Annotated in this window: 18 protein-coding genes and 2 pseudogenes; 4 read left to right on the top strand and 16 right to left on the bottom strand. The window is 43.2% G+C overall.

Annotated elements, in window-relative coordinates; all coding sequences use genetic code 11:
• Positions 1 to 24 precede the first annotated feature (24 nt).
• The 7 genes from tolB to W03_RS10090 all read right to left on the bottom strand — a co-directional run bounded on the left by tolB (position 25) and on the right by W03_RS10090 (position 5276).
• The gene (tolB, locus tag W03_RS10120; protein ID WP_244072952.1) at positions 25 to 1323 is read right to left on the bottom strand and encodes a Tol-Pal system beta propeller repeat protein TolB; all 1299 of its coding nucleotides are present in this window, start codon (positions 1321 to 1323) and stop codon (positions 25 to 27) included.
• A 46-nt stretch (positions 1324 to 1369) separates the two neighbouring features.
• Entirely contained in the window at positions 1370 to 2299 is a 930-nt protein-coding gene (tolA, locus tag W03_RS10115) for a cell envelope integrity protein TolA (RefSeq protein WP_244072950.1), read from the bottom strand.
• Positions 2300 to 2309: 10 nt separating this feature from the next.
• Positions 2310 to 2723, bottom strand: a complete 414-nt coding sequence (gene tolR, locus W03_RS10110) for a protein TolR (RefSeq protein WP_244072949.1) — start codon at positions 2721 to 2723, stop codon at positions 2310 to 2312.
• A 21-nt stretch (positions 2724 to 2744) separates the two neighbouring features.
• Positions 2745 to 3425: a protein TolQ gene (gene tolQ / locus W03_RS10105; protein ID WP_244072947.1), complete on the bottom strand. Its 681-nt coding sequence runs from the start codon at positions 3423 to 3425 to the stop codon at positions 2745 to 2747.
• Positions 3422 to 3832: a tol-pal system-associated acyl-CoA thioesterase gene (gene ybgC, locus W03_RS10100; RefSeq protein WP_244072945.1), complete on the bottom strand. Its 411-nt coding sequence runs from the start codon at positions 3830 to 3832 to the stop codon at positions 3422 to 3424. Before ybgC ends, tolQ begins: the two co-directional genes overlap by 4 nt.
• Positions 3833 to 3961: 129 nt before the next feature.
• On the bottom strand, positions 3962 to 4846 hold the full coding sequence (gene cysM / locus W03_RS10095; protein WP_244072944.1) for a cysteine synthase CysM: 885 nt from the start codon (positions 4844 to 4846) through the stop codon (positions 3962 to 3964).
• A 127-nt stretch (positions 4847 to 4973) separates the two neighbouring features.
• On the bottom strand, positions 4974 to 5276 hold the full coding sequence (locus tag W03_RS10090; RefSeq protein WP_244072943.1) for a ComEA family DNA-binding protein: 303 nt from the start codon (positions 5274 to 5276) through the stop codon (positions 4974 to 4976).
• Between the two features lie 364 nt (positions 5277 to 5640).
• Between W03_RS10090 and W03_RS10085 the strand changes: the two are divergent.
• Positions 5641 to 6735, top strand: a pseudogene (locus W03_RS10085) (IS3 family transposase).
• A 16-nt stretch (positions 6736 to 6751) separates the two neighbouring features.
• Positions 6752 to 7258, top strand: a complete 507-nt coding sequence (locus W03_RS10080; RefSeq protein ID WP_244072941.1) for a hypothetical protein — start codon at positions 6752 to 6754, stop codon at positions 7256 to 7258.
• Positions 7259 to 7279: 21 nt separating this feature from the next.
• On the opposite strand, the pseudogene W03_RS10075 reads toward W03_RS10080, so the two are convergent.
• From W03_RS10075 to W03_RS10050, 6 genes and pseudogenes are all read right to left on the bottom strand, one after another.
• Positions 7280 to 7931: pseudogene (locus tag W03_RS10075) on the bottom strand (IS1595 family transposase).
• Positions 7932 to 8558: 627 nt separating this feature from the next.
• Positions 8559 to 8780 carry a hypothetical protein gene (locus W03_RS10070; RefSeq protein WP_244072939.1) on the bottom strand — a complete coding sequence of 74 codons (222 nt, stop codon included), beginning with the start codon at positions 8778 to 8780 and terminating at the stop codon, positions 8559 to 8561.
• Between the two features lie 344 nt (positions 8781 to 9124).
• Entirely contained in the window at positions 9125 to 10156 is a 1032-nt protein-coding gene (locus W03_RS10065) for a DnaJ domain-containing protein (protein WP_244072936.1), read from the bottom strand.
• Between the two features lie 518 nt (positions 10157 to 10674).
• Positions 10675 to 11322, bottom strand: a complete 648-nt coding sequence (locus tag W03_RS10060) for a hypothetical protein (protein ID WP_244072934.1) — start codon at positions 11320 to 11322, stop codon at positions 10675 to 10677.
• Positions 11309 to 14125, bottom strand: coding sequence for a DUF927 domain-containing protein (locus W03_RS10055; RefSeq protein WP_244072932.1), 2817 nt, complete (start codon positions 14123 to 14125; stop codon positions 11309 to 11311). Before W03_RS10055 ends, W03_RS10060 begins: the two co-directional genes overlap by 14 nt.
• A complete protein-coding gene (locus tag W03_RS10050; RefSeq protein WP_244072930.1) occupies positions 14103 to 14705 on the bottom strand; it encodes a hypothetical protein in 603 nt (200 codons plus the stop codon). Before W03_RS10050 ends, W03_RS10055 begins: the two co-directional genes overlap by 23 nt.
• On the opposite strand from W03_RS10050, the gene W03_RS10045 reads away from it, so the two are divergent.
• On the top strand, positions 14704 to 14895 hold the full coding sequence (locus tag W03_RS10045; protein ID WP_244072929.1) for a hypothetical protein: 192 nt from the start codon (positions 14704 to 14706) through the stop codon (positions 14893 to 14895). The two genes, W03_RS10050 and W03_RS10045, sit on opposite strands and share 2 nt — an antisense overlap.
• Before the next feature lie 274 nt (positions 14896 to 15169).
• On the opposite strand, the gene W03_RS10040 is transcribed toward W03_RS10045, so the two are convergent.
• The 3 genes from W03_RS10040 to W03_RS10030 all read right to left on the bottom strand — a co-directional run bounded on the left by W03_RS10040 (position 15170) and on the right by W03_RS10030 (position 16418).
• Positions 15170 to 15403, bottom strand: coding sequence for a hypothetical protein (locus tag W03_RS10040; protein WP_244072927.1), 234 nt, complete (start codon positions 15401 to 15403; stop codon positions 15170 to 15172).
• Positions 15400 to 15648, bottom strand: a complete 249-nt coding sequence (locus W03_RS10035; RefSeq protein ID WP_244072925.1) for an AlpA family transcriptional regulator — start codon at positions 15646 to 15648, stop codon at positions 15400 to 15402. Before W03_RS10035 ends, W03_RS10040 begins: the two co-directional genes overlap by 4 nt.
• A 104-nt stretch (positions 15649 to 15752) precedes the next feature.
• Positions 15753 to 16418: a hypothetical protein gene (locus tag W03_RS10030; protein WP_244072924.1), complete on the bottom strand. Its 666-nt coding sequence runs from the start codon at positions 16416 to 16418 to the stop codon at positions 15753 to 15755.
• 230 nt (positions 16419 to 16648) lie between these two features.
• Here W03_RS10030 and W03_RS10025 point away from each other — a divergent pair, with 230 nt between their 5' ends.
• Entirely contained in the window at positions 16649 to 17659 is a 1011-nt protein-coding gene (locus W03_RS10025; protein WP_244072922.1) for an STAS-like domain-containing protein, read from the top strand.
• The last annotated feature ends 133 nt before the right edge of the window (positions 17660 to 17792 follow it).

Below are 17792 nucleotides of genomic sequence, written 5' to 3'. Positions count from 1 at the left end.
TCTGTCATTAAAAAATCAATTCTGTTATTTCCATTTCGGCAGCGGACCCCATGCAGGCTCTCTGATATCACCAGATTGTACTGATAGGTGCTGCTTTGTTTGGCCATCACTTGATACGGCAGACAATATACCACGCCCATTAATTTCAGTTGCATACAGAATCATTTTGCCATTTGGTGCAAAACTAGGAGATTCATCAAATTTGGAGTTGGTTAGTATCTGTACTTGGCGTGAGCCGATTTCTTGCACGGCCACATTAAATTGATTGTTATGGCGATGAATAAATGTATAGCTTTTGCCATTATGGCTATAGTCTGGACTGACATTATAATTTCCCTCAAAAGTCATACGTTCCGCGTGGGAGCTTTCTGACTGAGCAACAGCCATGCGGTAGATTTGCGGGCTACCACCTCGATCAGAGGTAAATAAAATATACCGTCCATCCGGAGAGAAATTGGGTTCGGTGTCGATGCTAGAGCTTTTGCTAAGCCTTTGTAAACCGCTTCCGTCAGTATTGATTAAAAAGATTTGTGATCCACCTTGACCGGTTAATACTACGGCTAAACGTCTTCCATCCGGTGACCAGGCTGGTGCACTGTTGCTTCCTTTGAAATTGGCTACTGCGTGTCGCTGCCGTGTCGCCAGTGTTTGTACATAAACCACCGGTTTTTTGTTTTCAAAAGATACATAGGCCAGTTGAGTGCCATCAGGCGACCATGCCGGAGAAATTATCGGCTCATTATATTCAATGATCGACTGGGCATTATAACCGTCAGCATCTGCTACTTGAAGCGCGTATTTGTTTCCTTGTTTTAACACATAGGCAATACGCGTACTAAACACGCCAACATCACCAGTTAGCGCTTCATAGATAATATCCGCAATTCGGTGTGCGGCAGATCGCAATTGAGAGGATGGTACGGTGATTCCAAGTCCAGTTAGCTGAGTCTTTTTTGACACGTCCATCAAGCGAAACTGTATTTCAACTTGATCTCCAGGCATCACAATCGTTCGCCCAATGACTAATGCTGAAGCACCGCGATCAACCCAGTCAGGGAAGACGACCTCGGTGGGAGTATGCGGGGACGCGCCTGAAGTATCTATCAATTTAAATAATCCGGTGCGCTGTAAATCTGCACCGATCACAGAGGTGATATTTGGCTGTAGTCGATTTTCATCTGCAAAAGGAACAATGGCGATCGGGATTCGTGACGCTCCACCGCCAAAAATCTCGATATTCAATTGAGCGAATGACGCAGAGCTTATCCAACTGCAAGAAAGGATAAGCACGCAGAAAAGGAGCTTGAGTCGATTAGGAAGCATGACACATAAATTTATAGGATACAAAAATGTATGCTGATTATAGCAATCATTCACGATAGTGTACGGTAATGTTCAAGTTACGAAATTCGTTAAATAAAGCAGGATTTGGCGGCAAAGGTAACGGTTTGGATAAAAATATGGCGCGTTCAACGGCGCTATCAAAAGCCTGATAACCGCTACCCTTGCTCAATCTAACATCAAGGATATCGCCACCCGGCAATAATGTTACTTTGAATTCTACCACCGGATTCCCAGGAAGGTCCGGCGGCATTACAATCCGACTTCTTATTTTAGCGAGGATCATTGCTTTGTATTTCGCAATTTCCCCTGCTATTTGATTTCTTGCCGCAGCTTGCTGTGCTGCATGCCGTGCTTCTGCTTCACGGCGTGCTTTCGCTTCTTGTTCTTTTTGTTTTTGTGCGGCTAATTCCTTCTGTTTCTGTAATTCTTTCTGCTTTTCAATTTCTTTTTGCTTTTCTAAAGCTTGTTTTTTTTCTAATTCTTGTTTCTGTTGTTCCTGTTCCTTCTTTTGCGCTTCAATTTTCTTTAATTTTTCTTCCTGCTCTTTTTTCTTCAGTTCTTCTGGATCTGGTTTATTCTCTTTAACCGGTTCGGGTTTTTGTTTGAGTTCAATATCAGATTTCTTAATAGGTGGAGCGATTTCTTTTGGAGTCGTTTGCTTGTTGAGTTCTGGCTTTTTTGGAACTTCAACCTTAGGGGGCTCGGTAGGTTTTGGTTTCAGTGGCTCGGAAGGAGGTGCGGCTTTCGGTGGTTCCCGAGATACTGTGGATTCTTCAACAGGTTTGGGAAGTTCGCTCCATAATTCGACCATCATGCCTTCTGGTGCAGGATCTTTCCAGCTCAAACCAAAAACCATCATAGCAATGAACATGATATGCATGAGCAATGCTAGCGCGCCAGATAAAAATTTCTTGGGCTCGGAATAAGGGTGAAGATGGAGTATGTTGATACTCATTATAGGTGTTTTACTTTTGTTGGGTTAGCAAACCTACTTTCTGTACTTGGTGTTGTTGTAGTATATCCATCACTTTAATGATTTCCTCGTAACGCACATTTTTGTCAGCGGCTATCACAACGGCTTGTTCAAGATTTTGAGACTGCTTTTGTTTGATTGTTTCAATCAATTCTGTTTTATTGAGTTTTTGTTCTACAGAAGTTTTTGTTCGATCTCGCAAATAAAGATCTCCATTGGCTTTGATGATGATTTCCAAAGGTAATGTAGGAGTAGTCAAAGACTTGCCGATCTGAGGGAGTTCGATTTGCCCGTGATTAATCATCGGCGCTGTGACCATAAAGATGATTAATAATACGAGCATGACATCAATGTAGGGAACCACATTAATATCATTCATAAGACGATGTTTTGATCGGCGTGACATAGCTGATGGCTTTAATATTGATTATCGAAAGGAGCGTCGTTGCAGAACATTAGATAGCTCTTCCATAAAGCTTTCAAATCGAGTAGCCAATCGATCTGTCGCGGTGGCGTAGCGGTTATAAGCTACTACGGCAGGAATCGCAGCAAATAATCCCATTGCCGTAGCAATTAGTGCTTCTGCTATGCCTGGAGCTACGTGTGCGATTGTGGCTTGTGTCATACTGGATAAACTGCGAAATGAATTCATAATTCCCCAAACAGTTCCAAGTAATCCAACATAAGGACTGACGGACCCCACTGTGGCCAAAAACGATAAGTGAGATTCTAAACGATCCATTTCACGCTGATAAGTTGCACGCATTGCTCTTCGGGTACTTTCCATAACTACTTCCGTATCGGCATCTTCGGAGTGTTTATTAAATTCACCGAATCCCGCAGCAAAAATACGTTCCAAGCTTCCAGATTCATAACGTGAATTGTTGGCGCGTTGATAGAGCGAATATAAATCGCCGCCGCGCCAAAAGATATCTTCGAATTCGTCTGTCTTATTGATTTCTCTGCGAATGACAAACAGCTTCCGAAAGATATGCCACCACGATAGAAATGAGATCATGGTCAATATCAACATGACCAATTGCACCGGCAGGCTTGCGCCAGTGATTAAGTGTAGAAACGACATATCCTGTGTTACTGTTGTATTCATTGAATATCCCCGATTTTTTCACGTAAAGGCATTGGAAGACTGGTGGGTTTTAATGTTGTGACGCCTACACAAACAACGTGGATTGTTGCACTGACGAGCTTGGTATTTTCTAGCAATATTTCTTGAAATAGCGTAATACGACTTCGCCCAATATGTGTAACTTTGACTGTTACAGTTAAAAGATTGTCGAGCCTTGCAGGCTTGGAATATTCAATTTCGAGTGAACGTATCATGAATATGATACCGTGGCTTTCAATTAATGAATTTGCGGTGAAACCGAATTCTCTAAGCCACTCGTAGCGCGCACGTTCTAGAAAATGAAGATGTGTTGCATGATAAACCACACCTCCAGCATCCGTATCTTGATAGTAAACCCGGATAGGTAATGAAAAATCAACTTCTGGCATGCGCTATAAAGGATTGATGAATTAATTTGTTAATGGATTGCATATCATCTATAAACGTATCATCACTTGGTTTTGCAGCAAAATCTGAATACTATTTTTTAGTAGACTTTTTCAATGGTGTTGCATCAATCACGAAAAAACATTGGTTGATAAATAACGATCGCCTCGATCACACACTATGAATACTATAACGGCGTTTTCCACTTGTGAAGATACTTGTAATGCAGCCGCCAAAGCGCCGCCTGATGAAATTCCTGCGAATATGCCTTCTTCGCTGGCTAAACGGCGAGCAAAATGTTCAGCCTCTTGCTGTGAGACGTGTAATAACTGATCAATTCGGTCGTGTTCGAAGATTTTTGGAAGATATGCCGGAGACCATTTACGAATGCCTGGGATTTGTGAACCTTCTTGTGGTTGCACACCGATAATTTTAATTTCATCTCGCTGTTCTTTGAAAAATCTTGAACAACCCATAATCGTTCCAGTGGTTCCCATACTGCTGACAAAATGGGTGATTTTTCCTTGTGTGTCACGCCATATCTCAGGTGCGGTTCCTTCATAGTGTGCCAATGGGTTATCTGGATTTGCAAACTGATCAAGAATGATACCTTTTCCTTCATCGCGCATTTTTATGGCTATATCGCGAGCTTGCTCCATGCCTCCGCTTTTAGGGGTCAAGATGATTTCTGCGCCATATGCGCTCATTGATTGGCGTCTTTCGATAGTCAAATTTTCCGGCATGACCAATATCATCTTATATCCCATAATTGCGGCAGTCATGGCTAATGCAATACCGGTATTACCGCTGGTCGCTTCTATGAGTGTGTCTCCGTGCGTGATTTCACCTCGATTTTGTGCACGAAGAATCATCGATAGGGCCGGGCGATCTTTGACCGAACCCGCGGGGTTGTTGCCTTCTAGCTTTGCGAGAATAGTGTTGCTGGTGATGTTGGGTAATCGTTTAAGCTTAACAAGAGGCGTGTTTCCGACAAAGTTTTCAATGGTTCTGTACATGTAATTGAATTCATACTAGATGATTCAGATTATCACATACACAATCTACTGTTGAAAGATAATTGCATTACAACTAATAATTCCTTACATAGGCTGTATGGAATTATTAGTTGTTTATTTGATTTCGCTATTCTTTTTCTGTTTTTTTGCTGATTTTAGTGGATTCGGTAGATTGTTCGTTTTCTACAGTGATTGCATCGTGAAGTTGTTTTAGTGTTCCAGCACCTATACCATCAACCTTTTTTAGATCTTCAACAGAAGCGAAAGAGCCATTCTTCTCACGGTATTCTATAATTGCTCTTGCTTTAGCGGGACCGATTCCTTGTAAAGATTCAAGCTCGGTTTGCGAGGCGGTATTAATGTTGGTTGCAGCGTGTGCAACTCCAGAACATAGAAATGTAAGAATGATAGTCGTTAAGAACTTACGCATACTTTCTCCTTTAAATGACGTTTATCGATAGGGTATAGAAAATCTAAGTACAGCGATTCAGTATCTATTGAAAATTAAATGGCATTATTTTTACGTAAGTAATCGAAAACTGAAAATCCATGCATAGATTCGAATTGATTAAAACGGAAAATAAAGCGATTAATTGAGTAGTTTTATTAGAAATCACCTTCCGATAAAAGCAGGTGATACAATATGTTTGGTCAGTCGCGATTTGGGTGTGTTTTCCTGGGTTCATCGTGGCATTTCTTTTGTTGTTTTCTGCACAGGTTGTGGGGTAATCCCCCCAAAATTAGAGGAGCAAAGCAGTAGAATTTTCTATCGTAGACGAAGAGGGATTTTACTGATGAAGAAGCAACGATTTACGGAAAGCCAGATCATGCAGATACTGAATCATGCGGAAGGGGAATTCCTGTGACTGATTTATGCCGAGAGTATGGAATGGTACTGCAAGTTTTTATAATTGGCGCAACAAGTATGGTGGGATGGATGCAGTCATGCTATCGGAAATGAAGGTGATGGCGCTGAGGAAAACAAACGGTTAAAGCGAATGTATGCGGAAAGCCAGATGCCGAAAGAGGTACTAGGAGAAAAGTGGTAAAGCCCTCACAGCGCAAGGTGATAATACAGTGGTTGGTGCAGAACAAGTCTGTTAGTATTGTTTTGGCGTGTGCAACATTTGACATTTCTGAGAGCTGCTATCGTTATCGACCGATGAGAACGAGGAATCCGCCGGTTGGTTGCTACGTTTGACGGCTTGCCACAAGCGCTGGGGCTTTGGTTTATGTTTCCTTTATTTGCGTAATGTGAAGGGTTTTGGATGGAATCACAAGCGTGTGTATCGTATTTACCGTGAGCCGGAGCTGAATTTACGGATCAAGCCGCGCGAGCGGTTAAAGCGGGAGAAGCCGGAACCACTGGCTGTGCCAGAACAGCCCAATGACACATGGTCGATGGATTTCATGGCTGATCAGCTCACCAATGGCCGATCTTTCGAACTTTTAATGTGCTGGATGACTTCAACCGTGAAGGGTTGGGAATCGAAGTGGATGTATCGCTTCCATCAGAACGCGTTACGCGGGCTCTGGATCGGATTATCGAATGGCGCGGCAAACTCAGGAAGATTCGTTGTGATAATGGACCGGAAAATATCGGCGGCACGCTTCGTTGTTGGGCAGAAAATCGAGGTATTCAGCTTGATTATATCCAACCAGGAAAGCCGCGACAGAATTCTTATGTAGAACGCTATAACAGGACTGTTCGGCATGAATGGCCGGAGATGAATGACTTTGCAACCATTGAAGAGGCGCAACTCACTGCGACGCACTGGTTATGGATTTACAATAATGAGCGTCCGAACATGGCGCTTGGAGGTATCACGCCAGCAATGAAGTTGGCAGAAGCTTTTAAACTAAAACTCTCTACTGCAAGCTCCTGTTAAAAATGTGGAAATTATCGTGACAATACCAGATTCCGACGATTCTTCTTTTTATTCTCAAAATCAGACCAGTGCTTCTTTGCTAGTGAAATATGCCGAGTCTGTAAAGAAACAGGCATCAACTGAAAATAAACAACAAGCGGAGCAAAAATTTTTGCTAGTTTACGATATCTATATCAAGGCAAAATCTTACGCGCTACTGAATAAGATATTTTTCTGGCTCTCCGGTATCGCAGCGGTCTGTGTTCTGTTATGGCCCTCCTTAGACATAATTTTTAATCCACTGAGCGAAATAGAGTGGGCTAAATCGGCAGTCGTGCAAACCACGGTTACCGGAATCGCTGCGTTGACCTTTGCATTCTATAGCCAATATAAGGATAAACAAGTGTATGCAGAAAATTTAATGCGTCAGGTCATTTTCTCTGAACAATCAGTTAGCGATCTCTCGCTGAAAGTCACAGATGAACTTGCTCGTATTGATCGTGGATTCAGTTTTGGCAGCTTTGTTTCCGATCAAACAAAGTAAATGGGGCTGTAGTAGATCAGCTTAAATTTGAGTCCAATTTTTCAATATTTTTAGTTGATGTTTAGGTGTTCCATAGTTGAATCTAAATTCACATTCTTTAAGAAAAGATGGAAATGACTCTTTGGGAATTCCATTGTATTTTCTTAAAACACGTTTGGCCTGATTCCAAAAATTCTCAATCCCATTAATGTGATTCTTGCCTTGCGCAAATAACGTGGAATGATTAATCCGTTCATGGTAGAAGTGGCTCACATCAAGCGCATTGTAACTGCGATAACAATCTGTATAAACTACGCTGTCAGGTGCTATTTTTCTGGTTATCAGCGGCATAAGTGTTTCTGATTTAGTGTCGCCTACAACTTTTGTGTATACCTTACCACCACGCTTCAATATGCCGAACACAGCCACCTTACCAGCAGCTCCACGGCCACGTTTACCTTTACGAACGCCACCGAAATAGCTCTCATCCAACTCCACTATACCATCAAAGATTTCGTGAGATTCCCGCTCCAGATGATAAGCAATAACTTCACGTATTTTACGATAAAACAACGCGGCGCTATTGGGTTGTATTCCGAGTATATTGGCTGCTGATCTTGCTGTAACTTCCAGCACAAAATTCCAGTAACCTTAACTGTACTTTCCTTGATAATCTACAATGACTTATCTTCACTTGATTAGCTTAACAACTAAGCTAATCTACTACAGCCCCAAGTAAATTATATAGTGAAACCGAGATGTAATAATTTCTGTCACTCATGACAATGTATCATGCTAATCCTATCCCTACTTGCATTCCTTCGAATGCTTCAATAGTTTCTGGTGTGGTGCAAGCAGTGGCAATTCATAGATTCGACTATCAGATCAGAGGTGGGAGAGGACTGTCGACTAATCATTGTGCAAGATTTAAGCTACTGCGTTTTGCGGTACTCGAGCAGGATTTTAAATGATGGAGGCATGTTTTTCGGTGTGCCCAACCAATGAACAGCCAGTTTTCTTGCCCAGTGTGGTGAGGTAAAAATAGCGCTTTCGACGAAGTTATTATCAACCGTAGGTATGTGTTTAGCGTACAAACTAGCCGATCTTGTATTTGCGCGGAATCTAACGATATGATGTAGCTTCGCTATGCGGACTATGCGCAAATCAGCTAAGTAATAAACGAAATAACAAGAAAATTTCTCAACTTCCCACTCTAAAACAAACCCAACTACTTCCAACGGGGTGCTTTATACAGGGCTAAACTGACAGGTACCTAATGAACCGGTAGCTGTCAGATCAGGTACTAAGCTAGTACAGTTTATTATTTTTTTGGATTTTTGATTTTAGCGGGGCAAGTGACCATTTCACCGTCGATGCGGTCTTTAATTTTTTCACCGTCTTTTTTACCGTCACATGCCATTTTATTTAGAATGTCTTGTGCAGACATATATGGAAGCGATGATTCTTTATTGCCGCTTGCCATAGCAAAAGATGATCCAAGCACGAAAATTGCGATAGAAATCACGATAACAAATTTATTCATAGTTAGCTCCTGTATTAGTTTTATGTAAAGAATCGATTTTAGGGCATCTGATCCTTGCATCGTAAATTTATCACAATTAGAGGGGTTATGGATATTTCTTTTTGAGGTTATGTTACCCTCGCAGTTAAAAATGCAGGATATTTGTTTTTGAATATAATGGCTTCGGTCGGTGGCTCCGTAAATCCAATTATTTTCAAGAAGCTGTAGGTGGAGCTACAAACGCAAAGAGATATTTTTCGTAAACTGCAGCGACTGATAACGTTCTGTCTGTAGGTTGATAATTTTATACTTCAGAAAGAGAAGCTTTCGTTAATGGGAGCATGCCAATGCAACAAGTTATTGCTTCAAGCCTTTACTGAGATAAAATTTCCACGAATTTGATCGAACTTTACGGTAATAAAACGAGCACCAACGGAAGTACCACTTCTGTCAGCACTTGTATGCGTTATTTCTGCAATTGCTTGTAAATTAGACGCATCAACTTTGATTATTTCTTTTAAATCAACTGCCTGTGGACTCCAGAATCGTAAGCCGGAAGAGGATAAATCTTGAAAAAAACCACAATAAGGTTTTCCAGGCCAAAATAAATAAAATAGAAAATCGCCTTGTATAGAGATACGTCTCATGGTTCGCCGAAATAGTTTAAGGCTTTCATGCTCTAGTAGCGTTAGGGGGCTGGAACACTCTAAACAATTTTCATTTCCATACAAATTTGCCTGAGAACGGTACGGTGTTTTGCAGAAAATACAATAATGCAGAATAATTGCTTGATAGGATTGCAAGGATAATGACTTTTCGCGGTTGTCGGCATGCTTCGAAGTTGCGATTGGGTTGGTAGAGTGAGCTTGTGTATCGTTATTGTTTCCGTTGCTTCTATCGGCTAGCAAACTCGCTAGATAGGTATCATACTGTTTACGTGTTTTCTCATTCGAAAGGATGCGGTAAGATTCATCCAGTAACGAGATAATTTTGGGATTGTTCTTTATTAATGCTTGATAGCTTGCTGTAATGATAGCGGCAGGCGCATCAGGTTGTACTTGAAGAATGCGGTAATAATTCTTTAAGTCGCCGAATTGATTGTTGTTAGTTTGCTTGTTTCGCGATTGATTGGTATTGGTATTGGTATGCAGTGCGCCATGCGCAAGGGTATCGATATGGTAGTAGCGGAGTAACTCATGATCATAAACCGACCTTTTTGTTGGATCGGATAGTGTTTGATAGGCAGTCTCGAGTAAATTTTCATTCCAATCGTCATTAGTCAAGTCAGGCTGCGTTCTTAGCTTTTGTTTTAGCAACCGATAGTTCTCTTGAATTACTGCCATGGATGCATCTGGTTGAGCATACAGTATTCGATAGAAATTGCGTCGTTCGATCATGAAGAATGATGCTTTAAAAAGAGCATTCTACATCTGAAAGTGAAGGATTTTTAGATTTTTAAGTGGTTTTTAGCGATATGGTAGGCGCGATTGAGTTCATATTATACACTTAATGAATTGTAACTATTAGAAATAAATTTTTCATATTTTGAATGTACCCCTATTTATACCCCCAGAAAAATAATGCTGGGGGTATTTTATTCCTTTCTTTGATTATCTACTAAACGGAATATACCCCCCCTCCAAAACTCCCGCACATAAAAATTTGACTAGGCGAACGGTCTATAAGCGAGAAGCTATAGACTTTTAACTACCCCCCGGTACAGACTTGGCAGCAGATAATACATCTGATTCCTGATAGGAATTAATTTAATACTGAATTTTAGTTTTCGGATTAAAGCAAACTGATAGTGTGATGGTTAATTTAACCCCCCCTCCCTCTAATTCGTTTTTTTGCGTATGAATGTAAGCGAACGGTCTGGAAGCATAGGGCTGTAGGCTTTCACCCGCCCCCCTGGTTATGCAGTAGGTAGGTAATCAGTGCATGATTCAGGTGCAATTAGTACACGCTCATGAATATAGTAAGCTTCCAGTATCTGATGCTGCTTACTGCAAACAAAGCGATATACCGAACGTTTGCTGGTTGGAATTTTCTCCATTTCTATATGCTTACATCCCTGGCAGCTTGTGCCCTTGTTCGGTGAGTTAGTAAATGGGTAGATGATACGGTATGGATCAATGCCGTGCTTTTGGCAGAGTATTGCCCATGATCTGATTTGCTCAGGTTGTGGAATGGTTTGAAGGTTGATGATTGCCTCAATCGTTTCTTCTCGATTGAATATTGCTTTATGGCAGCAGGTTAACAACAAACACATTGCAATCGGATTTACTGGATACGTTTCCGTGGCGCAATAATTATCTGAAGCCACGCCTTCAACGGGTGAATTATTTTCTTGTTCTAGTCCTACCTCCTCATTTTTTAGTAGGGCAGGTAGGGCGAGTAGGGCGGAATCCTTGAAACCATTATCATTGCTTGATTCTGGCCGCCCTACTTTTTCAAAGCCACCACCTAAACCAGTAGGGCGCGCCCTACTTTTCGGGGTATTTTTGGTATTTTCTGTCTCGTTATCTGCCCTAATCAATACATCCCAATCAATCATTTTCATCGCCCCAGATTGCTGGCAGTATGTGAAATACCCGCTTTCTACCTTCACTCGGTAAACTAACTTTGGGCTGTAGATTCTTGCCATCGCCTTTCATATAACCCAACCCAATCAGCAATCGAGCAACTGCCAAGTAATCAAAGCCTTTGCATATTTCTTTTTTGAACACTTCCGGGTAACAGTAATACTCAAGATTGCCTTCATGATTCTTTTCACGGAAACCGGCCTTATTCATCGTGCGCGGTGTGTGATTATCGTCGACCACCGTTCGCTCAATATCGGTAAATCTGGCCTCGCCATGCAATTCTAAAAAGTGGCGCACCTGTTCAATCATTACCCGATCTTCTTTATTCCCTTCACCGCCAAAAGCCTGAAGCCATGCCTTGAAGCAAGTGATAGCGGCTTGCATTGCTTCACCTGGTTGCCATCCGGTAATGCCCCAATCGGTAGCCAGTTCACCGGCAGCACCCGCAAGGGCAAATCGTGCTGCTACCCGCTGCGCTTGTCCGCTGGCTGCACTGGTGAGCGTTGCTTTCTCGAATCTCAATCTGGCATCAGCCAGCGAATCACGCAAGCTTTCACGATTCTTTAACACCTGTTCAATGAAAGCAGGAAATGCGGTACCGTAATATTTATTGACGATTACACCTAAAGCCTTGGCGAATTCGTGGCCGTTATCGAAACCATGCAGATTTTCAAAACATCCTATGCCTTGTCCTGCATCGGCGGGAATATCGGCCATACGCAATTCAGCTCCGGCGGGTGTTTTCTTGCCGACTTCGGCCACATGTTGGCTTAGGCTCAGTTCACCGGCAGATAAGAAAAGCAGCCGCCACTTAGCCGTATTGCGTGCACCTCCGTTCTGGTTTGCCCGAACCTTGGCCTGACCATTGGCCAGCATATAAGCCGATTCACCGGCAATTCTGGCATCGATCATTTTCAGTTCATCCAATGTCAGGATTGCATCACAGTGTGATAGGGCGGTACTCTCCAAACCGTTATCCGTTGACCGCCACCGCTGCAAATACTCAGGCGAACCGCATACGCTGCCAGCCATATACAACGCACTGGTTTTACCGCTGGAAGTTGTGCCACGGTAATGAAAGCCGCCCGATTCCATCTCAATCAAATGCAGCAAGGGTGCAGCGAATGCAACAGACACCGCAAACGTTAAACGACTATTGCCGATGCATAACGCCGCTACATGCTCACGCCATTGCTTCAGTGTGCCACGCTGCCGGAACAGATTCGAATCAGGACGGTTATCACTGAATAGCCATTCATCATCGGATTGACCAATTGAACCATCCGGCAACACAAAAACCAGATCATCATTGGCACCATGCCAGCCGGTGCGGTTAGTGGTTCGGGCGCGTTTCTCGGGGTTCTGTGTTTGCAGGTATTCAATGACCAATTGCCGTGACTTGGGCGCGATGGTCAAACCTTCGGACAGCAGACGGCCTGAGGCTTCCAGACCGTCACCGTTAAAACTCCGGGCTGGGATAATAAGTTGCTTAATCTTGCTATCAGGATCGGCAAAACGAACCAGCGTACCCCATTCCCGTGAATCGGCATCCCTTGCCAGTGCCAGTACTTCAAGCCGAGTGCATACCTTGCGGCGGCGTAATCGCCCGTCTTTAGTCGGTTCCAGAAAGTACAAACCGTCATCGAACAATTCAAAACCACGTTGCACCGCTTCCGCTTGCGGTTCATCGGCAGGCTTCGATTGCCCAATGCTGGGATTGGCAACAGGTAAGAATACATCCTCACGCTGCAAAAAATCACCGAATCTGGTGGCATCCCAGCCGCATGCCACCAAATCGGCGGCATCGTCTCCTGGCTGCAATGGCTCACCGGGTGTGCGCTCCAATTGATCGACATCCAACACCTGAACCGAACGCGCACCCGCAACCGTTAACCGTTTCACCAAATCACCGGCGGCTTTCTTGCCGGGTAGATCGTAATCCGGGAAGATCGCACAATCACGCCCGGAAAGCGGGGTATAATCCGATTTCCCCACGGCTTGGCTTCCGCCTTGCCAGCATAAAACAGGATGATCAGGCAGCAGCTTTTGCAGGGCTTCGGCGGCCTTCTCGCCTTCGGTAAACCAGCAGACGGCATCAGGATATTTCAGCAATTCAGGTAATCCATACAATGGACGCAAACCAATTGGAACCTTGAACCGCCATTCGTACTTATTGCCTTTTTGCCAAAGCGTCAACGGTGAAAACTGTTTTTTCTCACCCTCAGGCTTCTCGTATCGGTCATGATAAAAATTAACCTGGCCATTCTTATCATGATACGGATAACGCTTTGAAGGCTTACCGTGACGTGGATGTGCTGTAGGTGGCTTCGGTGCATTATTGGGAATCGGCATGACACATTGCCAGCCGTCACCATCACTACTCGGACTGGCAACATCGACAGATTCTTTCTTAATGGTTGATGGTTTACCATTACCGATCTTTTTTGAATCGCTCATAGCGCGTTTTGATGAGTCATTTTGCTCTGGTGGAATCCCTAGAAAAGCCGCCAGATGCTGGGCGGCCTTTCCTTGGGTTTCATTTTCCAGATAGGCAATCAAAGAAACCAGGTCAAGCCCTTTGTCACCGGTGGCAAAATCACTCCATGCGCCGGTAGTCAGATTGATCGAAAATGAGCCCGGCTTGCTGTCCGATCTTTTTGGATTTAACGGCAAGTATTCATAGCCTTCACGTTTGCCACCGGGTAGCCAATGCGCCAGAATCGCATCAATGTTATCCAGTGCGATGGCAGCAATCTGCTTAATTCGCTGGGGGTTCGGCATTGTTATTCTCGCCTATAGAATTGGGAATTGCTTCGTGCAACGCATCAATAGATACGTTCTTAATATTGGCTTGAGAAGATTTGCGACCACGACCGGTCGTTGCAAGGCATGGAATTTTTGCTTTGAATGCTTGGAACTGCTTGTCATCTTGAGCCTTCCAATATCGCGCCAAGCGTGATTCCCTTTCTGCGATGCCTTTCGGGCTATTCTGATAGATTAGGTCTTTCAGTTCTTTTTCCTTGCGCGCTACTTTCCGGCTGAATGGGTTCGTGCCAATCAAATCCCAGCGCAGTTGAAACCAGTCAACGGTTTCGAATTGTTTGCGCGATCCTTTTGCGCCTTCAGGACGATGGCGTCTAAGCCAATATTCGAACTGATCATCATTCCAATAAACATTGTTGTAGCCTTCTGGCCACTCGAAACCTTCTGGAATTATTCCTTCGCTCTCTAGCATGGCTTTCGTACCGTGAAATTCGGTAATATCCAAGCCTCTACAGTCAATGATGACAATCAGGTCTTCGGGAATAACGTGTGATGATTCTTTGCTTGATGCGGACGCATCTTGGATGTTAGCAGCCATGATTGGCCTCCTTGTTGATATTTTGATTATCGCCCCTTTTGAGAGGGCGGCCGAGGGCTCAAAACCGCAACAAGACGGCTGGCGTATTCCCTGCCAAGGCAGGTGTTTTATTAGCCCAACACTCGGCCATGCAAAAACTATGGACGTAAAAAAACCACGACTATCGGGCGCGGGGCATTCCGCTTGTTGAAGTGTTTTGAGCACTTGAGCGAAAGAATAAACCTTGCAAGGGGACAAAGTCAACGGGAACATTATGCACACCCTCCGTTTGATTGCCGCTCTAACCACTGGAAAAGACTATGTGCAAGAATATGTTCTTTCCGCGTGTGATAGGGATGATCTGTAATCCACTTTTGCAACAGGTCATGAATCTGACCAGCTGGGGGTGGCGGCAATCTGCAATTGCACGACAATGCCATATTTCCCGATGCCGGGATAACTTGATTAATCATGATTATCCCCGCTCATAAAAGTGAATCACAGATTTCCGCAATCAGATCATCGAACTTCTGATGCGTGATTGCTGTGTGAAAATCCATTGCTGATGTTTTCATAAAGCCAACGATCAGTTCAGGGTGTGCTTTGGCGTAGCCTTCACCTAATTCCTCATCAATGATTCGAATAGCTGAACTCAAATAGCTATGAGAGGTAAGCACGGCTTGGCGCATCAGGTCGGATGGAGTTAGCTGATTGCTCATGCTCGCACCTCCGCACATTTGCTGGACGCGTTGCTTTCAATCTGATCATGAATCCATTGCTGAACTTCGGAAAATTTCCAGCGGCTGGAGGTACCGATCTTCACAGGTTTGGGAAATTCAGATTTCTGAATCTTTGAGTAGATATAGGAAGATTTGAAGCCGGTAATTCTTTCGACTTCATCTAGATTAATCAGCCGTTCTGGCGAAACAGAGTGATTTTGAAAATTTGATTCTGTTTGCTGCATATTGCCTCCGTGTGAATTCGCTACAATCCATTTGCAGCGTGAAGGCATGATGCAACTATTTTATGATAGATAAAATTCCCGTTATATCTTGAAATGTCATTTTTCTAAATTGACGGGTATTTTTTTGGTGCGCCACGGCGTGATTCTTTGGGTCTTGGATCAACTTCACGAATCCAATCTCGAAGGGTATTTTTTCCCCTGTAATTCCTTCGATAAAATTCCATTTCATCGGAGTCAATTATCTTTGCTTGCGTAAGATTCGGATTATTTTTCCATTGCCCACTCGCAATTCCTTGAAATTCTTCTTTGTGAATTTGGGATTCGCGCTGAATAAGGTTTTTTATCGTGCTTATTTCTTGTTTTACGTGCGATAGGTCAATCTCGATACCTTTAGATCGATACCACTTTTCGCATTCATCAAGACGAACCAGCCATCCAAGAGTAGGCAGAGGTGCTTGCAATTCGTTGTCATCACTATACATTCCCGATTTAATCATTTTTAAATATTCTGACCAAGGAAGCAGCGTATCAGGATTCAAGATTTGCAATTCCCCCGATGCAGCGTCTTTACAAGCAAGCATCACGTATGTTCCAACAACTTCAGTAGGAGCTGATTTTCCAATATCGCTATGAAAGCATATCAATGAAGCACATTGCGCCATTGTTAAGCACCCAAATCTTTCTAACGAAGTTAGATCAGGCAACCTATCAAACATGAAAATCATTGATTCATCAGTGATGACGTCAATACTATCGTTAAGATATGCCATAAACACTCCCTTCAAAAGTGCATCCTTCAAGATAGGTCACCCCAAGGCGATTGAAGGTATCCGCTTTTCGTTCCGTCGAACTATGGAGTGATTAAAATATTCTACAGGGCAATTCAAGTTTTCGAGTCAAAAAATTTTCTATGTGCTTTACATTTCCCCTATTCAATCTTTACATTTATTTGCCATAAAGTTTACAATTAATTCAAATAATCTTTACACTAATATGGCAAATGAAAATCGATGAAACCACGCACACACTATTGAAGCTTATTTCTGATAGCGGAAAGAGTGTTTCTGAAAAACTTGCCAATGCTTTGGGCATATCGCGGCAAGCGGCAAGCGCAAGATTGCGTAAAGCTGTCACGAGCGGGTTGATCGTGAAGCATGGGGTTGGACGGGGTGTTGAATATACGCTTGCAGAATTGCGCCGGGTGCATCAGGAATACAATAGAAAGGGCTTACGTGAAGATGTTGTTTGGTCATCGTTGTTTGCACCATTGGTCAGAGATTTTCCCGATAACGTCAGGGATATTTGGCGCTATGGTTTTACTGAAATGGTTAATAATGCAATCGATCATTCCGGCGCGAATACGATTTCAATTTGGGGTGTGAGAAACGCCTTATATACGCAAGCTTGGGTTGCCGATGATGGCGAGGGCATTTTCAATAAAATTCAGAAAGCTCTTGATTTGTATGATCCACGCGAAGCAATTTTAGAACTGGCAAAGGGTAAGTTCACAACAGACCCGGCAAACCATTCCGGAGAAGGAATTTTTTTCTCCAGTAAAGTATTTGATCTTTTTGATATTCGATCCGGAAGCCTTCATTTCATGCATGAGGATGGGCTAGACGATATGTTGATCGAACGGCCAAAGAATGCGCCCGGTACGCTCGTTGTGATGCGGTTGGCAAACGGCGCCACACGAACAATCAAGGAAATCTTCGACAAGTTTGCAGCGCCCGAAGAATATACATTCGCGAAAACAATCGTTCCCGTGAGATTGGGGCAATATGAAGGTGAAAAGCTGATATCAAGATCGCAAGCTAAAAGACTGATTTTTCGTTTTGAGAAATTCAAAACGGTAGTTCTCGACTTTGACGGTATTGAAGAAATTGGACAAGCTTTCGCGGATGAAGTCTTCAGGGTGTTCCAGAATGCTCATAAAGATACCAAGCTTGTTCCGGTTAACATGACAACCGCCGTAAAGAATATGGTATCGCGGGCGAAAGCCAGCAGATAGCTTAGGGGTGCAAAGTTTTTTCACTACACACAAATTCTCCGAAGCGTTTTCTTACATTTGAAGTCAAGATTGGGATTGCTCAAATATTAGGTAATCAATACGAAAAACAAGGAGGTGCTTTTCAAAAAGCGAG

Source organism: Nitrosomonas sp. PY1 (genome assembly GCF_022836435.1).
Classification (GTDB): domain Bacteria; phylum Pseudomonadota; class Gammaproteobacteria; order Burkholderiales; family Nitrosomonadaceae; genus Nitrosomonas.
Note: the sequence above shows the minus strand (reverse complement) of the source record. Positions and strands in the feature narration are given on the sequence as shown.